Here is a 16,125-nt window from a genome sequence, read left to right as displayed (position 1 = left end):
ACCGCCCCCTACCCGCCCACCGTCGCGGAGAAGACGCGCTCGCCGCGCTTCACCGAGAAGTCCCATTGGGGGCGGCGCGTGGCCGTGACCTTCACGAGATCGGACACCTCCCCGATCTTCACGCCTGCGACTTCGACCACGATGTCGCCGCGCTGAAACTGGATCTGGTCTGCGGCCGAGCCGGGCTCGACCTGCGAGATGACGACGCCCTCCCCGCCCATCGCATCGAGGCCGAGCTTGTCGGCAATGGCGGGCGAGAGATTGGCGACGGTTGCGCCCGCGAAGGGGTTGCGGCCCTCGATTTCCGTTTCATCCGCAGGCGGAACTTCCGGCGGCACCACGAGCGCCACTTCCGCCTGACCCGTCTTGCCGTTCCGCAGATAGGAAATCCGCGCCTTGCCGCCAAGCCCCTTGGTCGCGAAGCGGTAGCGAACGGCCTGCGGATCCTCGACCTCGAAACCGTCCACGGCGCGAATGACATCGCCGACCTCCAGCCCCGCCTTCGCCGCCGGGCCGCCTTTATAGATGTCGCGAATGAGGCTGCCGCCCGGCCGGTCGAGCCCGAGCGACTGCGCCAGCTCGTTATCGACGGGCTGGAGCGCGGCGCCGAACCAGGGCCGCTTCACACGGCCGCCATCACGCGCACTGGCGACGACGCTTTCGACCATGTTGGAAGGGATCGCGAAGCCGATGCCGATGCTGCCGCCCGTCTGCGAGAAGATGGCGCTGTTGATGCCGATGAGACGGCCATCCATCGTCACCAGCGCGCCGCCGGAATTGCCCGGATTGATGGCGGCGTCCGTCTGGATGAAGAACTGGTAGTCGGATGCGCCGACATGCGTGCGCGCAAGCGCCGAGATGATGCCCGACGTCACCGTCTGCCCGACGCCGAAGGGGTTGCCGATGGCGAGCACGATGTCGCCCACCTCGACGGCATCGGAATTTCGGAAGGTGAGATGAGGAAGCTTCTGCTTGCCATTGTCGATGCGAAGCACGGCAAGGTCCGTGCGCTCATCGGCAAGAACAAGCTCCGCCTCGAACTCGCGCCGGTCGGAAAGCGCGACGGTGAACTGCTCGCCGCCCTTGATGACATGGAAATTGGTGACGATGAGCCCGGAGGGGTCGACGATGACGCCGGACCCCAGCGACTGCTGCACCCGCTCGCGCGGCACGCCGAAGCTGAAGCGATTGCCGAAGAACTGCTGGAAGAAGGGATCGTTGAAGAAGGGCGAGCGGGCGCTCTCCTTCACCACGCGCTTCGTATAGACATTGACGACGGCGGGCGCGACGCGCTTCACCACCGGCGCATAGGAAAGCTCGACTTGCGCATGGCTGGAGGGCACCTGCTTCGCCGCTTCCGCGCGCACGGACCAGGGAAAGAAGGCAAGCACCGCGCCGAACAGCACGGCTGCGAGCGCCATTGTGAATGCGCCCGTCCAGGAAGTTCCCGACAACATTTCCACCACCATTGAGCTCGCCCCGGAGAGGACGGGCATTCGGCCTCTAAAAGCCCCAACAAACCACATGCCGCGGGTAAATTTTGCGGGGACGGACACGGCCTGACAAGGCTCAAATGCGCTCCCGCGCGTTACGATCCCGTCATGGAGTGCGGGAGGAAGCGAGAGGGCGCACAAAGAAAAAGGGCGGCACCCGCAAGGCACCGCCCTTGAATCTCTGGAGGAGACGCGAAGATCAGGCGTCTTCCGCTTCCTCTGCGGAGAAGACCGGACCGGAGTCCTGGCCCTTCGCGCTCTCGTCGCGATCGACAAACTCGATCACGGCCATCGGCGCATTGTCGCCATGACGAAAGCCGGCCTTCAGGACGCGGATGTAACCACCCTGACGTTCCTGATAGCGGGGGCCAAGCACGTCGAAGAGCTTGGCGGCCCAGACCTTGTCCGGCAACGCCGCATAGGCCTGACGGCGCGCATGCAGGTCGCCCCGCTTGCCGAGCGTAATGAGCTTCTCCACATAGGGACGAAGCTCCTTCGCCTTCGGCAGCGTCGTGACGATCTGCTCATGCTTGATGAGCGCGACCGCCATGTTGGCGAACATGGCCTTGCGGTGACTTGCGGTCCGGTTGAGCTTGCGGCCTGCATTTGCGTGGCGCATGGGCCCTTCTCCTCGTTAGCTGCGGCGTCGTCAGGACGCGGCAATAAATTACTTACTTTGGACGTCGCATTTTTCCGGTTAGCCGAACGCCGCCCAACCGGAAAATGCATTAGTACTGATCTTCGTACCGCTTCGCCAGTTCTTCGATGTTCTCCGGCGGCCAGTTCGGGACTTCCATACCGAGATGGAGGCCCATCTGAGCGAGGACTTCCTTGATCTCGTTCAGCGACTTGCGCCCGAAGTTCGGAGTGCGGAGCATTTCGCTTTCCGTCTTCTGGATCAGGTCGCCGATGTAAACGATATTGTCGTTCTTGAGGCAGTTGGCCGAACGGACGGAAAGTTCCAGTTCGTCGACCTTCTTGAGCAGCGCCGCGTTGAACTCGAGTTCCGGGCGGCTCTCCTCGACATGCTTCTGTTCAGGCTCTTCGAAGTTCACGAAGGTCTGGAGCTGGTCCTGCAGGATGCGCGCGGCATAAGCCACCGCATCTTCCGGCGTCACGGCGCCGTTCGTCTCGATCTGCAGCGCGAGCTTGTCATAGTCGAGAACCTGGCCCTCACGGGTGTTTTCGACCTTGTAGGAAACGCGCTTCACCGGGCTGTAGAGGCTGTCGATCGGGATAAGTCCGATCGGCGCATCTTCCGGGCGGTTGCGGTCGGAGGCGACATAGCCCTTGCCGAGCGCGACGGTGAATTCCATGCGGATATCGGCGCCCTCGTCGAGGGTGCAGATCACCAGCTCGGGGTTCAGCACTTCGATGTCGCTGCCAGCGGTGATGTCGCCGGCCGTCACGACGCCCGGCCCCTTCTTCGAAAGCGACATGCGCTTCGGGCCCTCGGCATGCAGACGCAGCGCGAGGTTCTTGATGTTGAGGATGATATCCGTCACATCCTCGCGGACACCCGCGATGGAGGAGAACTCATGCAGCACGCCGTCGATCTGGACGGCGGTCACGGCCGCGCCCTGGAGCGAGGACATCAGCACGCGGCGAAGCGCGTTGCCGAGTGTGAGGCCGAAGCCGCGCTCGAGCGGTTCGGCGACAACCGTCGCGAAACGCTGCGCGTCATGGCCCGAATTGATTTCGAGCTTGTTCGGTTTGATAAGCTCTTCCCAGTTCTTCTGGATCACGTCGATAACCTCGTGCCGTCGTTTGCGGAGTGCTTGCGGCACTCCGGGCGGGAGACATCCGCCACCTGATCTCTTTAACGTCCGCTCCACCATTCAATCGTGCGAGCCCGGACGTGGCCGCACCTCCTGGGAGGCGCCAGCCGGATACCGGTCGCTAGACGCGGCGCCGCTTGGGCGGACGGCAGCCATTGTGCGGGATCGGCGTCACGTCGCGAATGGTCGTGACGGTGAAACCCACCGACTGCAGCGCGCGAAGCGCCGACTCGCGGCCCGAACCCGGACCGCAAACCTCGACTTCAAGGGTGCGCATGCCGTGTTCCATGGCCTTCTTGCCCGCATCTTCCGCCGCCATCTGCGCGGCGAAGGGCGTCGACTTGCGGCTGCCCTTGAAACCCATCATGCCCGCCGACGACCACGAAATCGCATTGCCCTGCGCGTCCGTGATCGTGATCATGGTGTTGTTGAACGTGGAACTCACGTGGGCGACGCCCGACGAGATGTTCTTGCGTTCCTTGCGCTTGACGCGCGTCTTTTCCTTCGCCATCCGTATTCAACCTTCGTGTCAGGCGGGAAACGCGAAACCGCGCCCCGGCTCTCAATGTCCTAAGGGCGTTATTTCTTCTTGCCTGCGATCGCCTTCGCCGGGCCCTTGCGCGTGCGCGCATTGGTGTGGGTGCGCTGGCCGCGAACCGGCAGGCCCTTGCGGTGACGCAGACCGCGATAGCAGCCGAGATCCATCAGCCGCTTGATGTTCATCGCGACGTCGCGGCGCAGATCGCCCTCGACGAGATAGTCGCGGTCGATCGTTTCGCGGATCTGAATGACCTCGGCGTCGGTCAGTTCATTGACCCGGCGCTCGGCGGGAACGCCGACAGAACCACAGATTTCACGGGCCTTGGTGTCGCCAATGCCGTGGATATAGGTCAGTGCAATGACCACCCGCTTGTTGGTCGGGATATTGACGCCAGCGATACGAGCCACGTGTCTCTCCTAAACTTCGGGAATCGCTTACACGGCACCTGTACGAAAACCCCGGATGGGACCACCCGAAAACCGCGGAAATCCGCCAATTTTCGGCCCATAACCGGACAATTCCATGAAAGCACCGCCGCGAAGGCCGGGATTATAGAATTTACTACTTCCCAGTCAACCGGCTAAGCAAACTCCCCTTTCCTTATTAAAGCCCGAGGGCCGCCTCGATCTGGCGGGTTACCTCATCCATATCCGTCATGCCGTCCACGGCCTTGAGCTTGCCCTTGCCCTTGTAATAGGCGATCAGGGGCGCCGTCTGCTCATGATAGACCGTAAGGCGCTTCGCGAGCGCCTCCGCATTGTCATCCGCCCGGGCGCCGCCAGCCGTTTCGGCGGCGCGTCCCTCGATGCGGCTCAGAAGAATGCTGTCATCGACCGCGAGTTCTACAACGGCATCGAGTTCCGTACCCTTGCCCTTCAGCATCTCGTCCAGCGCTTCGGCCTGGGCGACGTTCCGGGGGAAGCCGTCCAGGATATAGCCCTTGGCGACATCCGGCTGCTCGATGCGGTCCGAGATGATCCCGACGACCACCTCGTTCGGAACGAGCTCGCCGCGCGCCATGATGCCTTCGGCAACCTTGCCGACCTCGGTTCCGGCTGCGACGGCGGCGCGCAACATGTCGCCCGTCGAAAGCTGGATGAAGCCGTATTTGTCCTCCAGACGCTTGGCCTGGGTGCCTTTGCCGGCGCCGGGCGGTCCGAGAAGTATCAGTTTCATCGTTTGGCCCCGCGCAGCTTCGATTTCTTGATCAGCCCTTCATACTGGTGCGCCAGCAGATGACTCTGCACCTGCGACACCGTATCCATCGTCACGCTCACCACGATGAGGAGCGAAGTACCGCCGAAATAGAAGGGCACGCTGTATTGCGAGATAAGGATCTCCGGCAGCAGGCAAACGATGGTGAGATAGAGAGCGCCGACGACCGTCAGCCGGGTCAGCACATAGTCGATATGTTCGGCGGTCCTCTGGCCCGGACGGATGCCCGGAATGAAGCCACCATACTTCTTCAGATTGTCGGCCGTGTCCTGCGGATTGAAAACAATGGCCGTGTAGAAGAAGGCGAAGAAAATGATGCCCGCGGCATAGAACGCCATGTAGAGCGGCTGGCCGTGGCCGAGCAGCGCCGTGACGGTATTGAGCCAGTCCGGCCCCTGCCCCGACGTGAAATTTGCAATCGTGATCGGCAGCAGCAGAAGCGACGAGGCGAAGATCGGCGGAATGACGCCGGCCGTGTTCAGCTTCAGCGGCAGATGCGAGCTGTCGCCGCCATAGAGCTTGTTGCCGACCTGGCGCTTGGGATATTGCACGAGGAGACGGCGCTGGGCGCGCTCCACGAACACGATCCCCATGATCACCGCAATGACCATGACGGCAAGGAAGAGAATGACGGCGGTCGAAAGAGCGCCCTGACGGCCAAGTTCGAGCGTACCGGCGAGCGCACGCGGCAGCTCGGCGACAATGCCCGAAAAAATGATCAGCGAAATACCGTTACCGACGCCGCGCGACGTGATCTGCTCGCCGAGCCACATCAGGAAAACCGTGCCGCCAACCAGCGTGATAACCGTGGTGGCGCGGAAGAAGATGCCCGGATCGAGCACGACATTGCCCGCCCCTTCGAGGCCGACAGCGATACCGTAAGCCTGCAGCGTCGCAAGAACCACCGTACCGTAGCGCGTATACTGGTTGATCTGCTTGCGGCCCTGCTCGCCTTCTTTCTTGAGCTGGGCAAGATGGGGCGACACGCTCGTCATCAGCTGAATAATGATCGAGGCCGAAATGTAGGGCATGATCGCAAGCGCGAAAATCGCCATACGGCCGACTGCGCCGCCTGCGAACATGTCGAAGACGCCGAGAATACCCGACTGCTGCTGCTGGAAGACCTGCGCAAGAGCCGTGGGATCGATACCCGGCAGCGGGATATAGGTGCCCAGGCGATAGACGAGAAGCGCACCCAGAGTGAACCAGATGCGATTCTTCAGCTCCGTTGCCTTGGAAAAGGCAGAGAAGTTGAGGTTCGCCGCAAGCTGTTCAGCCGCTGATGCCATTCATCTCACCTTGAGCGCGCAGGGGATTAAGTCCCGTGACGAAGATTACTCGGCCGCGGCCTTTGCCTTCGGCTCAACCACAGTCACGGTACCGCCGGCTTTCTCGACGGCTTCCTTCGCGCCGGCGGAGCAACCCGCGACGACGAAGTCCAGCTTCGCCTTGAGCTCGCCCTGCCCGAGAAGACGCACACCATCCTTCGCGCGGCGAATGACGCCGGCCGCGATGAGTGCCGCCGCATCGACCTTCGCGCCCTTGTCGAGCTTGCCCGCGTCGATCGCCGTCTGGACGCGGCCGATGTTCACGGTGTTGTAGTCGAGACGGAAAAGGTTCTTGAAGCCGCGCTTCGGCAGGCGCATGTGGATCGGCATCTGGCCGCCTTCATACCCCTTGATCGCGACGCCGGTACGGGACTTCTGACCCTTGACGCCACGGCCGCCGGTCTTGCCCTTGCCGGAGCCGATACCGCGTCCGACGCGGATGCGCGACTTGCGCGCGCCTTCGTTATCCCGGATTTCGTTCAGTTTCATAACTTTGCCTCGCGAGCCTGATGCTCAGTCGATAATGGGGTTCAGGCCTCGTCCACGACGCGGACGAGGTGAGCCACCTTGTTGATCATGCCGCGCACGGCGGGCGTGTCCTCCAAGGTGCGCGTACGGCGCATCTTGTTCAGGCCAAGCCCGACCAGCGTCTGCCGCTGCGACGGCTCACGCCGCAGGGGGCTGGCGATCTGCTGCACGGTCACCGTCTTGCTGCCGGACTTTTTCGCTGACATCGCTCGTTCCTCTCGCCTTACTCGAGGCCGGCCTCGGCAGCGGCGTCCGAACGGCGGCCAACGATCTCGCTGACTTTCTTGCCCCGGCGCGCCGCGACCATACGCGGGCTCTGCTCATTCTTAAGCGCGTCGAAAGTCGCGCGCACCATGTTGTAGGGGTTCGACGAACCAAGCGACTTCGCAACCACGTCCTGAACGCCGAGCGTCTCGAACACGGCGCGCATCGGGCCGCCGGCGATGACGCCGGTGCCGGGAGGCGCAGCGCGGAGTACGACGCGGCCCGCACCGTGGCGGCCGTCGACGTCGTGATGCAGCGTGCGGCCTTCGCGCAGCGGCACCCGGACCATCGAACGCTTGGCGGCTTCCGTCGCCTTGCGGATCGCTTCCGGCACTTCGCGTGCCTTGCCATGACCGAAGCCGACGCGGCCCTTCTGATCGCCTACGACCACGAGCGCGGCGAAGCCGAAGCGGCGACCGCCCTTCACGACCTTGGCAACGCGATTGATGTGAACCAGCTTGTCCACAAATTCGCTATCGCGCTCTTCCCGGTCTCTGTTGTCTTTACGTGCCACAGCCAAAATCCTTTAGAAGTTGAGACCGCCTTCGCGGGCGCCGTCGGCGAGCGCTTTGATGCGCCCATGATAGATGTAACCGCCACGATCGAAGACGACATCGGTGATGCCCGCTTCCTTCGCACGCTCGGCGAGGAGCTTGCCCACCTGTGCCGCGGCTTCCGTATTGGCGCCTGTCTTCGACTTGAGCGCCTCCTCGATCGAAGAGGCGGCCGCGACCGTGACGCCGCGTGAATCGTCGATCACCTGCGCATAGATGTGCTTGGACGACCGGAAGACCGACAGACGCGGACGGACCGCCGACGCACGGGCCAGCTTTGCGCGTGTGCGCTGGGCCCGGCGATTGGAGAGTGACTTCGTGTTGCTCATGACCTGCATCCGCTCACTTCTTCTTGCCTTCCTTGCGGAAGATATACTCGCCGGCGTATTTCACGCCCTTGCCCTTATAGGGCTCGGGACCGCGATAGCCGCGAATTTCGGCGGCGACCTGCCCGACTTTCTGCTTGTCGATGCCGCTGATCACGACTTCGGTCGGCTTCGTGCACTTGATATCGATGCCTTCCGGGATCGGATAGAGCACTTCGTGGCTGAAACCAAGGTTCAGCTGAAGGTTCTTTCCCTGGATGGCCGCACGATAACCGACGCCGTTGATTTCAAGCGTCTTCGTAAAGCCGTCCGTGACACCGTCCACGAGGTTCTTCACCAGCGTACGGCTGAGGCCCCACATCGCGCGAGCGCGCTGCGTGTCCTCACGCGGAGCAACCTTCAGTCCGGCCTCGCCCTGCTCCACCGTGACATCGTCAACCAGCGTAAGCTTGAGCTCGCCCTTCGGGCCCTTCACGGCAACATCCTGGCCGCTCAGCGTCACCGTCACCCCTTTGGGGACTTCGATGGGGTACTTACCAATTCGCGACATGGTCTCTTTTTCCTGTCGTCAGTATCTCGTTGCCGTCCCGTCTTTAGAAGACGCGACAGAGCACCTCGCCACCCACATTCTGTTCCTTCGCCGCCGCATCGGACATGATGCCCTTCGGCGTCGAGAGGATCGAAATGCCGAGGCCATTGTGAACCGTGGGCATCGTCTTGACGGACGAATAAACCCGGCGGCCCGGCGTCGACACGCGCTCGATCATCTGAATGACGGGTGCGCCTTCGTTGTACTTCAATTCGATCTCGAAATCGCTCTTTCCGCCCGGGTATTCGACGCGCGAATAGCCCCGGATGAAGCCTTCGTCGGCGAGCACGTCCAGCACCCAGCCACGCAGCTTCGAGGCAGGCGTTACCACCTTGCCTTTGCCGCGAAGCTGAGCATTGCGGATGCGCGTGAGCATATCGCCAAGAGGATCGGTCATCGTCATTCGCGTCTCTCCTACCAGCTCGACTTTACCATGCCGGGAATCTGACCCCTGGACGCGAGGTCCCGAAGGGCGATACGCGACATGCGCAGCTTGCGGTAATAAGCCTTGCTACGGCCGGTAATCTCGCAGCGATTGTGAATACGTGTCTTCGACGAATTCCGCGGCAGCTCTGCGAGCTTCAGCTGCGCCTGGAAGCGCTCTTCCATCGAGAGCGACTCGTCCTTCGTGGCAGCCTTGAGCTTGGCACGCTTCTCGGCGTACTTCGCCGTCAGCTTCCGCCGCTTCAGGTCCCGATTAATGGCGCTCTTCTTAGCCATTTTAACCTCCGTGCGTCCGCGTCGTGCGGACCGCTGAAAAAATCACTTCGTGAAGGGGAAGTTGAACCGGCGAAGCAGCTCACGCGCCTCGTCGTCCGTCTTCGCCGTCGTGCAGACGATGATGTCCATGCCCCAGACCTGGTCGACCTTGTCGTAGTCGATTTCCGGGAACACGATGTGCTCCTTGAGACCCATGGCAAAATTGCCGCGGCCGTCGAAGCTCTTCGCATTGAGCCCGCGGAAATCTCGAACGCGCGGCAGCGCGACCGTGACCAGACGGTCGAGGAACTCGTACATCCGGTCTTCGCGCAACGTGACCTTCACACCGACCGGCATGCCTTCACGCAGCTTGAACGTCGCAATCGAGGTCTTCGCCTTGGTGACAACCGGCTTCTGGCCGGAAATCGCCTGCAGATCCTCGAAAGCACTCTTGATCTTCTTGGAGTCGGCAACAGCCTCGCCAACACCCATGTTGATCACGATCTTCTCGAGCCGCGGCACCTGGAGCAGGTTCTTGTAGCCGAACTTCTCGGTGAGTTCGGGGCGTACCTGCGCGAGGTACTGCTCCTTCATCCGTGGCGTATATTGAGCTTCAGCCATCGATCATCTCTCCCGACGCCCGGGCCACGCGAACCTTGCGGCCATCGTCCAGCGTCTTGAATCCAACTCGCGTCGGCTTGCCGGTCTTCGGATCCTGGATCGCGAGATTCGACAGATGCACCTTCGCTTCGCGGGTGGAGATGCCGCCCGCCGCAGTCTGCGAAGGCTTCTCGTGCCGCTTCACCATGTTGACGCCCTGAACGAGCGCCTTGCTCTCTTTCGGGAAGACGGCAACCACGTCGCCCTTCTTGCCCTTGTCCTTACCGGCCAAAACGACGACCTTGTCGCCCTTTTTGATCTTCGCAGCCATCACAGCACCTCCGGCGCAAGCGATACGATCTTCATGTGGTTCTTCGCGCGAAGTTCGCGGGTCACCGGGCCGAAGATACGTGTACCGATCGGCTCGCCCTGATTGTTGATCAGAACCGCCGCGTTGCGGTCGAAGCGGATGACGCTGCCATCGGCGCGACGGATATCCTTCGCCGTGCGAACGACGACCGCCTTCATGACGTCGCCCTTCTTCACCTTGCCGCGCGGGATCGCTTCCTTGATGCTGACGACAATAATGTCGCCGACGGAAGCGTACTTCCGCTTGGAGCCACCGAGAACCTTGATGCACATCACACGACGCGCACCCGAGTTATCGGCTACCTCCAGGTTGGTCTCTTGCTGGATCATGACTTCATCCGCCTTGCTCGAACCGGTTCCTTAATCCGAAAGGGATCAGGCCTCGTCCGTAAAAACTTCCCACTTCTTCAGCTTCGAGATCGGTGCGCACTCACGAATCTTGACGATATCGCCAATCTTCGCGCTCCGGTTCTCGTCATGCGCGTGATACTTCTTGGACCGGCGCACAATCTTCTTGAGCAGCGGATCTTTGAAGCGGCGCTCGACGTTCACGACCACCGTCTTTTCGTTCTTGTCGCTGACCACGACACCCTGAAGGATTCTCTTCGGCATTTTAGTGTCCTCAGCCCTTGTTCGCTTCGGCGGTGCGCTGGCGCTGGATCGTCTTGACCCGCGCAATATCACGACGCACCTGGCGCATCTGGTGAACCTTCTCGAGCTGGCCGCTCGCACCCTGGAAGCGCAGGTTGAACTGCGTCTTCTTGAGCTTCAGCAGCTCGTCCTGGAGCTGATCCGGCGTCATATCTCGTACTTCGTTGGCCTTCATGGCCTTACCCTTTCATTCGTCCGCCAGAAGAAGGCGGGGTCTTGATCCTCAGGCGTGCTCGCCGGGACGCGAAACGAAACGCGTCTTGATCGGAAGCTTCGCCGCACCAAGCCGCAGCGCCTCTTCGGCGATGGCATGCGGAACGCCGTCAATCTCGAACATGATGCGGCCCGGCTTCACGCGCGCCGCCCAGTATTCCGGCGCGCCCTTGCCCTTACCCATGCGGACTTCGGTCGGCTTCGAGGAAACCGGCACATCCGGGAACACCCGGATCCACACGCGGCCCGCACGCTTCATGTGACGGGTGATCGCGCGGCGCGCCGCCTCGATCTGCCGGGCCGTGATACGGGCCGGTTCCTGCGCCTTGAGGCCGAAAGCCCCAAAGTCGAGATTCATTCCGCCCTTGGCCTTGCCATGGATACGGCCCTTGTGAGCCTTGCGGAACTTAGTGCGCTTCGGTTGCAACATTGTCGAAACTCTCTTCGCTCAATTCTCTGCCGTTCAGCCGCGATCTTCGCGACGCTGACGGCCACCGCCGCCTTCACCGCTGCCTTCCAGCGCACGGCGCTCGGAAGCCATCGGATCGTGCTCGAGGATCTCGCCCTTGTAGATCCAGACCTTCACGCCGCATGTGCCATAGGCGGTCTTCGCCGTGGCTACGCCGTAGTCGATATCGGCGCGAAGCGTGTGCAGCGGCACCCGGCCCTCGCGATACCATTCCGTGCGCGCGATTTCGGCACCGCCGAGACGGCCCGCGCAGTTGATGCGGATGCCGCCGGCCCCGAGACGCATGGCCGACTGCACTGCCCGCTTCATCGCCCGGCGGAACGCCACGCGGCGCTCCAGCTGCTGCGCAATGTTCTCGGCGACAAGCGTCGCGTCGATCTCAGGCTTGCGCACTTCGACGATGTTCAGATGCACTTCCGAAGAGGTGATCTTGCCGATGTCGCGGCGCAGTTTCTCGATATCCGCACCCTTCTTGCCGATCACCACGCCCGGACGGGCTGTGTGGATCGTCACGCGGCACTTCTTGTGCGGACGTTCGATCACGATCTTGGACACGCCGGCCTGCTTCAGCTGCTCGGAGAGCAGTTCGCGGATCTTGATGTCCTCGTGAAGGAGCTGACCGTATTCATGACGGCCCGCGAACCAGCGCGAATCCCAAGTGCGGTTGATGCCGAGCCGCAGACCGATCGGATTTACCTTGTGACCCATCAGGCTTGCTCCTCGACTTGCCGCACAACGATGGTGATCTGGCTGAAGGGCTTCTGGATGCGGCCAACGCGACCGCGAGCCCGCGCATGCCAGCGCTTCATGACCAGGTTCTTGCCCACATAGGCCTCTGCGACGACGAGGTCGTCGACATCGAGGTCGTGGTTGTTCTCTGCGTTCGCGATGGCGCTCTGAAGAACCTTCTTCACATCGTCCGCGATCCGCTTGCGCGAGAAGGTCAGGTCGGCAATCGCCGTGTCGACCTTCTTGCCGCGAATGAGCTGCGCGACGAGGTTGAGCTTCTGCGGGCTCACCCGGAGCATCCGGCCGACAGCCTGCGCCTCGTTATCGGGCAGGCGACGCTTGGTAGCAGCTTTGCCCATGATTTAGCCCTTCTTCGCTTTCTTGTCGGCGGTGTGACCGTAGTAGGTCCGCGTCGGCGAGAACTCGCCGAACTTGTGGCCCACCATGTCTTCGGTCACGAGCACCGGAACATGCTTCTTGCCATTGTGGACACCGAACGTCAGGCCCACGAACTGCGGCAGGATCGTGGAGCGACGGCTCCACGTCTTGATGACTTCCTTACGGGCCGACGAGCGCGACGCATCCGCCTTCTTCAGAAGGTAGCCGTCCACGAAGGGACCCTTTTTGAGAGAACGTGCCATATCGAGCTCCCTTAACCCTTCTTCTTCTTCTGGTGACGGCTACGGACGATGTACTTGTCGGTTGCCTTGTTGGCGCGTGTCTTCTTGCCCTTGGTCGGCTTGCCCCACGGTGTAACCGGGTGGCGGCCGCCCGAGGTGCGGCCTTCGCCGCCGCCATGCGGATGGTCGACCGGGTTCATCACGACGCCGCGAACATGCGGGCGCTTGCCGAGCCAGCGATTACGGCCGGCCTTGGCGATGGTGATGTTCGAATGGTCGGGGTTTGAGACGGCGCCGATTGTCGCCATGCAGGTACCCGGGACCATGCGCTGTTCGCCGGACGAGAGACGGAGAAGCGCGTAACCCTGATCGCGACCGACGAGCTGCACATAGGCACCCGCGGAACGTGCGATCTGACCGCCCTTGCCCGGCTTCATCTCGACATTGTGCACGATCGTACCGACCGGAATATTCGCGAGCGGCATCGCATTGCCAGGCTTCACGTCCACACGGGCGCCCGAGACAACCTTGTCGCCAGCGGCAAGACGCTGCGGCGCCAGGATGTAGGACAGCTCGCCGTCCTCATACTTGATGAGGGCGATGAACGCCGTGCGGTTCGGATCGTATTCAAGACGCTCGACCGTGGCGGACATATCCGCCTTGGAGCGCTTGAAGTCGATCATGCGATAGCTGCGCTTGTGACCGCCGCCCCGGAACCGGACCGTGATACGGCCATGATTGTTGCGGCCGCCGGACTTCGACAGTCCTTCGGTCAGGCTCTTGACCGGCTTGCCCTTGTAAAGGCCCGAGCGGTCGACGAGCACGAGGCCGCGCTGTGCGGGGCTTGTCGGTTTGTACTTTTTCAGTGCCATCGTTCCAGGCTTCTCACTTTGCAGGCTTCAGAAAGCCCCACTTGAAGTCCAGGACTTAAAGTCCAGTCGTCACGTCGATCGAATGGCCCTCTTCGAGGGTAACGATCGCCTTCTTGAAATCGCTCTGCCGCCCCGCGATACCGCGAAACCGCTTCGTCTTGCCCTTCCGGTTCAGCGTATTGACCGCCTTCACCTTCACTTCGAAGAGCTTCTCAATCGCTTCCTTGACCTGCGGCTTCGTTGCATCCGCCGCCACCTTGAAGATGACCTGGTTCGCTTCCGAAGCCATGGTCGCCTTTTCGGTAATCACGGGCGACACGATGATGTCGTAATAACGCTCGTTCATTTGAAGCGAGCCTCCAGGCTTTCAAGTGCGGCCTTGGTAAGCACAAGCTTCTCATGCCGCAGAATGTCGTACACGTTGATGCCCTGCACCGGCAGCACATCGACCTTCGGCAGATTACGCGCCGCCAGAGCGAAGTTCTGATCGAGCTCGGCGCCATCGATAACCAGCACCGAAGTAAGACCGAGCTTCGCGAAGGCTTCCTTCGCAACCTTTGTCTTCGGCTCGGCGAACTTCGCCTCGTCGAGAACGATCAGGTTGTCGCTCTTCGCCTTCGACGAGAGCGCATGCCGCAGCGCAAGCGCGCGAACCTTCTTCGGCAGATCGAACGCATGGCTGCGAACAACCGGACCGAAAGCCTTGCCGCCGCCGCGGAACTGCGGCGCCTTGCGGTCGCCATGACGGGCGCCGCCAGAGCCCTTCTGCTTCACGAACTTCTTGCCCGTGAGCGAAATTTCGGAGCGGCCCTTCGTCTTGTGCGTTCCGGCCTGACGCTTCGCGAGTTGCCAGGCGACCATCCGGTGAAGGATGTCCTGACGCGGCTCAAGCGCGAAGACTTCATCCGTCAGATCGACGGTGCCGGCCTTCTTGGCTTCAAGCGTTTGAACGTCGATCTTCATCACGCACCTTCCTTCGGAGCTTCGGCTTCTTCAGCAGGCGCCTCGGCGGGCGCGGCCTCGACCGGAGCGGCAGCAGCTTCGCCATTGCGGCGGAACGCGCCGGGCATCGGAACGCTGTCCGGCAGTGCGGTCTTCACGGCATCGCGCACAAGCACCCAGCCGCCCTTGGACCCCGGCACCGCACCCTTCACCATGATCAGGCCCTTTTCGACGTCCGTACGGACGACTTCGAGGTTCTGCGTGGTGACGCGCGAGGCGCCCATGTGACCGGCCATCTTCTTGCCTTTGAAGACCTTGCCCGGATCCTGGTTCTGACCCGTCGAGCCGTGGCTACGATGGCTGACCGAAACGCCGTGCGATGCGCGAAGACCACCAAAGTTGTGGCGCTTCATGACACCGGCAAAGCCCTTACCGATCGATGTGCCAGAGACGTCGACATGCTGGCCGGCCACGAAATGGTCCGCCGTTATCTCGACACCCACATCAAGCAGGTTATCCGCGCTGACGCGGAACTCGACGAGCTCAAGCTTCGGCTCTACCGACGCACGCGCGAACTGACCACGCTGGGCGTTCGGCACGTTCTTCGCCTTGGCGCGACCCGCGCCAAGCTGAACCGCCGTATAGCCGTTTTTCTCATCCGTGCGCTGACTGACAACCTGACAGTTGTCCAGCTTCAGCACCGTGACAGGTACGTGACGACCGTCTTCCATGAAGAGACGGGTCATACCGACCTTTTTGACAATCACTCCGGAACGCATGGGTCCCATTCCTCGTTTTGATCGACGATCAGGCTTAGAGCTTGATCTCGACATCCACACCCGCAGCGAGATCGAGCTTCATCAGCGCGTCCACCGTCTGGGGAGTGGGGTCTACGATGTCGAGCACACGCTTGTGTGTCCGAATTTCAAACTGCTCGCGGCTCTTCTTGTCGATATGCGGGCCACGCAGCACGGTGAACTTCTCAAGCCGGGTCGGAAGCGGGATCGGACCGAGCACCTGAGCACCCGTGCGCTTCGCCGTATTGACGATCTCGCGGGTCGAAACATCGAGCACGCGGTGATCGAAGCCTTTCAACCGGATGCGAATTTTCTGCCTTTGCATTTTCGTTCCTCAGCCTATCGGCCTTGCGCTTTCGCGGCTTTACAACGCCGGGGCGCGGATGCTCCGCGCCCCGAACACTTGATTACTTCAACACCTTCGAGACGACGCCGGCGCCGACGGTACGACCGCCTTCACGGATGGCGAAGCGCAGCTTCTCTTCCATCGCGATCGGCGCGATCAGCGTCACGTTCATCTTCACGTTGTCGCCCGGCATCACCATTTC

The 16,125-nt window shown here is 61.9% G+C and carries 28 protein-coding genes and 1 pseudogene; all 29 read right to left on the bottom strand.

Translation table 11 applies throughout. The annotated features are described in order from the left end of the window. Positions 1 to 8: 8 nt before the first annotated feature. The gene (locus ABJO61_RS04355; protein ID WP_348323731.1) at positions 9 to 1,421 is read right to left on the bottom strand and encodes a DegQ family serine endoprotease; all 1,413 of its coding nucleotides are present in this window, start codon (positions 1,419 to 1,421) and stop codon (positions 9 to 11) included. Between the two features lie 271 nt (positions 1,422 to 1,692). Then, complete coding sequence (gene rplQ, locus ABJO61_RS04350) at positions 1,693 to 2,112, bottom strand: 50S ribosomal protein L17 (RefSeq protein WP_348323729.1); 420 nt, start codon at positions 2,110 to 2,112, stop codon at positions 1,693 to 1,695. Between the two features lie 109 nt (positions 2,113 to 2,221). Further along, the gene (locus tag ABJO61_RS04345) at positions 2,222 to 3,238 is read right to left on the bottom strand and encodes a DNA-directed RNA polymerase subunit alpha (protein ID WP_348323782.1); all 1,017 of its coding nucleotides are present in this window, start codon (positions 3,236 to 3,238) and stop codon (positions 2,222 to 2,224) included. Positions 3,239 to 3,392: 154 nt separating this feature from the next. Further along, positions 3,393 to 3,782 (bottom strand): 30S ribosomal protein S11, encoded by a 390-nt coding sequence (gene rpsK / locus ABJO61_RS04340; RefSeq protein ID WP_293332278.1) that lies wholly within the window; start codon positions 3,780 to 3,782, stop codon positions 3,393 to 3,395. Between the two features lie 68 nt (positions 3,783 to 3,850). Next, positions 3,851 to 4,219, bottom strand: coding sequence for a 30S ribosomal protein S13 (gene rpsM, locus ABJO61_RS04335; RefSeq protein WP_293332281.1), 369 nt, complete (start codon positions 4,217 to 4,219; stop codon positions 3,851 to 3,853). 196 nt (positions 4,220 to 4,415) lie between these two features. Continuing rightward, the gene (locus ABJO61_RS04330) at positions 4,416 to 4,988 is read right to left on the bottom strand and encodes an adenylate kinase (protein WP_348323726.1); all 573 of its coding nucleotides are present in this window, start codon (positions 4,986 to 4,988) and stop codon (positions 4,416 to 4,418) included. Beyond that, positions 4,985 to 6,316 carry a preprotein translocase subunit SecY gene (secY, locus tag ABJO61_RS04325; protein ID WP_348323724.1) on the bottom strand — a complete coding sequence of 444 codons (1,332 nt, stop codon included), beginning with the start codon at positions 6,314 to 6,316 and terminating at the stop codon, positions 4,985 to 4,987. The genes ABJO61_RS04330 and secY overlap by 4 nt, the downstream gene beginning before the upstream one ends. Positions 6,317 to 6,361: 45 nt before the next feature. Further along, entirely contained in the window at positions 6,362 to 6,844 is a 483-nt protein-coding gene (rplO, locus tag ABJO61_RS04320) for a 50S ribosomal protein L15 (RefSeq protein ID WP_348323722.1), read from the bottom strand. 41 nt (positions 6,845 to 6,885) lie between these two features. Continuing rightward, the gene (gene rpmD / locus ABJO61_RS04315) at positions 6,886 to 7,089 is read right to left on the bottom strand and encodes a 50S ribosomal protein L30 (protein ID WP_293332293.1); all 204 of its coding nucleotides are present in this window, start codon (positions 7,087 to 7,089) and stop codon (positions 6,886 to 6,888) included. A 17-nt stretch (positions 7,090 to 7,106) separates the two neighbouring features. Beyond that, complete coding sequence (gene rpsE, locus ABJO61_RS04310) at positions 7,107 to 7,661, bottom strand: 30S ribosomal protein S5 (protein ID WP_348323720.1); 555 nt, start codon at positions 7,659 to 7,661, stop codon at positions 7,107 to 7,109. 12 nt (positions 7,662 to 7,673) lie between these two features. Further along, the gene (gene rplR, locus ABJO61_RS04305; protein WP_348323718.1) at positions 7,674 to 8,030 is read right to left on the bottom strand and encodes a 50S ribosomal protein L18; all 357 of its coding nucleotides are present in this window, start codon (positions 8,028 to 8,030) and stop codon (positions 7,674 to 7,676) included. Between the two features lie 13 nt (positions 8,031 to 8,043). After that, positions 8,044 to 8,577 carry a 50S ribosomal protein L6 gene (gene rplF / locus ABJO61_RS04300; RefSeq protein WP_348323716.1) on the bottom strand — a complete coding sequence of 178 codons (534 nt, stop codon included), beginning with the start codon at positions 8,575 to 8,577 and terminating at the stop codon, positions 8,044 to 8,046. 43 nt (positions 8,578 to 8,620) lie between these two features. Continuing rightward, entirely contained in the window at positions 8,621 to 9,019 is a 399-nt protein-coding gene (rpsH, locus tag ABJO61_RS04295; RefSeq protein WP_348323714.1) for a 30S ribosomal protein S8, read from the bottom strand. A gap of 11 nt (positions 9,020 to 9,030) precedes the next feature. Beyond that, entirely contained in the window at positions 9,031 to 9,336 is a 306-nt protein-coding gene (gene rpsN, locus ABJO61_RS04290) for a 30S ribosomal protein S14 (RefSeq protein ID WP_348323712.1), read from the bottom strand. A 42-nt stretch (positions 9,337 to 9,378) separates the two neighbouring features. Further along, positions 9,379 to 9,936, bottom strand: coding sequence for a 50S ribosomal protein L5 (rplE, locus tag ABJO61_RS04285; protein WP_348323710.1), 558 nt, complete (start codon positions 9,934 to 9,936; stop codon positions 9,379 to 9,381). Further along, the gene (gene rplX, locus ABJO61_RS04280; protein WP_293332313.1) at positions 9,929 to 10,246 is read right to left on the bottom strand and encodes a 50S ribosomal protein L24; all 318 of its coding nucleotides are present in this window, start codon (positions 10,244 to 10,246) and stop codon (positions 9,929 to 9,931) included. The genes rplE and rplX overlap by 8 nt, the downstream gene beginning before the upstream one ends. Beyond that, entirely contained in the window at positions 10,246 to 10,614 is a 369-nt protein-coding gene (rplN, locus tag ABJO61_RS04275; RefSeq protein ID WP_012111668.1) for a 50S ribosomal protein L14, read from the bottom strand. The genes rplX and rplN overlap by 1 nt, the downstream gene beginning before the upstream one ends. Before the next feature lie 45 nt (positions 10,615 to 10,659). Next, positions 10,660 to 10,896 (bottom strand): 30S ribosomal protein S17, encoded by a 237-nt coding sequence (gene rpsQ, locus ABJO61_RS04270; protein WP_348323707.1) that lies wholly within the window; start codon positions 10,894 to 10,896, stop codon positions 10,660 to 10,662. Between the two features lie 10 nt (positions 10,897 to 10,906). Then, positions 10,907 to 11,110, bottom strand: a complete 204-nt coding sequence (rpmC, locus tag ABJO61_RS04265) for a 50S ribosomal protein L29 (protein ID WP_293332321.1) — start codon at positions 11,108 to 11,110, stop codon at positions 10,907 to 10,909. 48 nt (positions 11,111 to 11,158) lie between these two features. After that, positions 11,159 to 11,578 carry a 50S ribosomal protein L16 gene (rplP, locus tag ABJO61_RS04260; RefSeq protein ID WP_293332324.1) on the bottom strand — a complete coding sequence of 140 codons (420 nt, stop codon included), beginning with the start codon at positions 11,576 to 11,578 and terminating at the stop codon, positions 11,159 to 11,161. Between the two features lie 33 nt (positions 11,579 to 11,611). Continuing rightward, on the bottom strand, positions 11,612 to 12,325 hold the full coding sequence (rpsC, locus tag ABJO61_RS04255) for a 30S ribosomal protein S3 (RefSeq protein ID WP_348323704.1): 714 nt from the start codon (positions 12,323 to 12,325) through the stop codon (positions 11,612 to 11,614). Then, positions 12,325 to 12,705, bottom strand: a complete 381-nt coding sequence (rplV, locus tag ABJO61_RS04250; protein WP_348323702.1) for a 50S ribosomal protein L22 — start codon at positions 12,703 to 12,705, stop codon at positions 12,325 to 12,327. Before rplV ends, rpsC begins: the two co-directional genes overlap by 1 nt. Before the next feature lie 3 nt (positions 12,706 to 12,708). After that, positions 12,709 to 12,987, bottom strand: a complete 279-nt coding sequence (gene rpsS / locus ABJO61_RS04245) for a 30S ribosomal protein S19 (protein ID WP_348323700.1) — start codon at positions 12,985 to 12,987, stop codon at positions 12,709 to 12,711. A gap of 11 nt (positions 12,988 to 12,998) precedes the next feature. Then, a complete protein-coding gene (gene rplB, locus ABJO61_RS04240; RefSeq protein WP_348323698.1) occupies positions 12,999 to 13,838 on the bottom strand; it encodes a 50S ribosomal protein L2 in 840 nt (279 codons plus the stop codon). A 55-nt stretch (positions 13,839 to 13,893) separates the two neighbouring features. After that, positions 13,894 to 14,184, bottom strand: coding sequence for a 50S ribosomal protein L23 (locus ABJO61_RS04235; RefSeq protein ID WP_293332339.1), 291 nt, complete (start codon positions 14,182 to 14,184; stop codon positions 13,894 to 13,896). After that, positions 14,181 to 14,801 carry a 50S ribosomal protein L4 gene (gene rplD, locus ABJO61_RS04230; RefSeq protein ID WP_348323696.1) on the bottom strand — a complete coding sequence of 207 codons (621 nt, stop codon included), beginning with the start codon at positions 14,799 to 14,801 and terminating at the stop codon, positions 14,181 to 14,183. The genes ABJO61_RS04235 and rplD overlap by 4 nt, the downstream gene beginning before the upstream one ends. Further along, positions 14,801 to 15,559, bottom strand: coding sequence for a 50S ribosomal protein L3 (rplC, locus tag ABJO61_RS04225; RefSeq protein ID WP_348323694.1), 759 nt, complete (start codon positions 15,557 to 15,559; stop codon positions 14,801 to 14,803). The genes rplD and rplC overlap by 1 nt, the downstream gene beginning before the upstream one ends. A 34-nt stretch (positions 15,560 to 15,593) precedes the next feature. After that, on the bottom strand, positions 15,594 to 15,902 hold the full coding sequence (gene rpsJ, locus ABJO61_RS04220) for a 30S ribosomal protein S10 (RefSeq protein ID WP_012111657.1): 309 nt from the start codon (positions 15,900 to 15,902) through the stop codon (positions 15,594 to 15,596). A gap of 82 nt (positions 15,903 to 15,984) precedes the next feature. Then, positions 15,985 to 16,125, bottom strand: a pseudogene (gene tuf / locus ABJO61_RS04215) (elongation factor Tu); the annotation flags it as partial.

Origin of the sequence: Parvibaculum sp. (assembly GCF_039973015.1) — a bacterium.
In the GTDB taxonomy this organism is placed as follows: Bacteria; Pseudomonadota; Alphaproteobacteria; order Parvibaculales; family Parvibaculaceae; genus Parvibaculum.
This window is presented reverse-complemented; position numbering and strand designations above follow the sequence as displayed.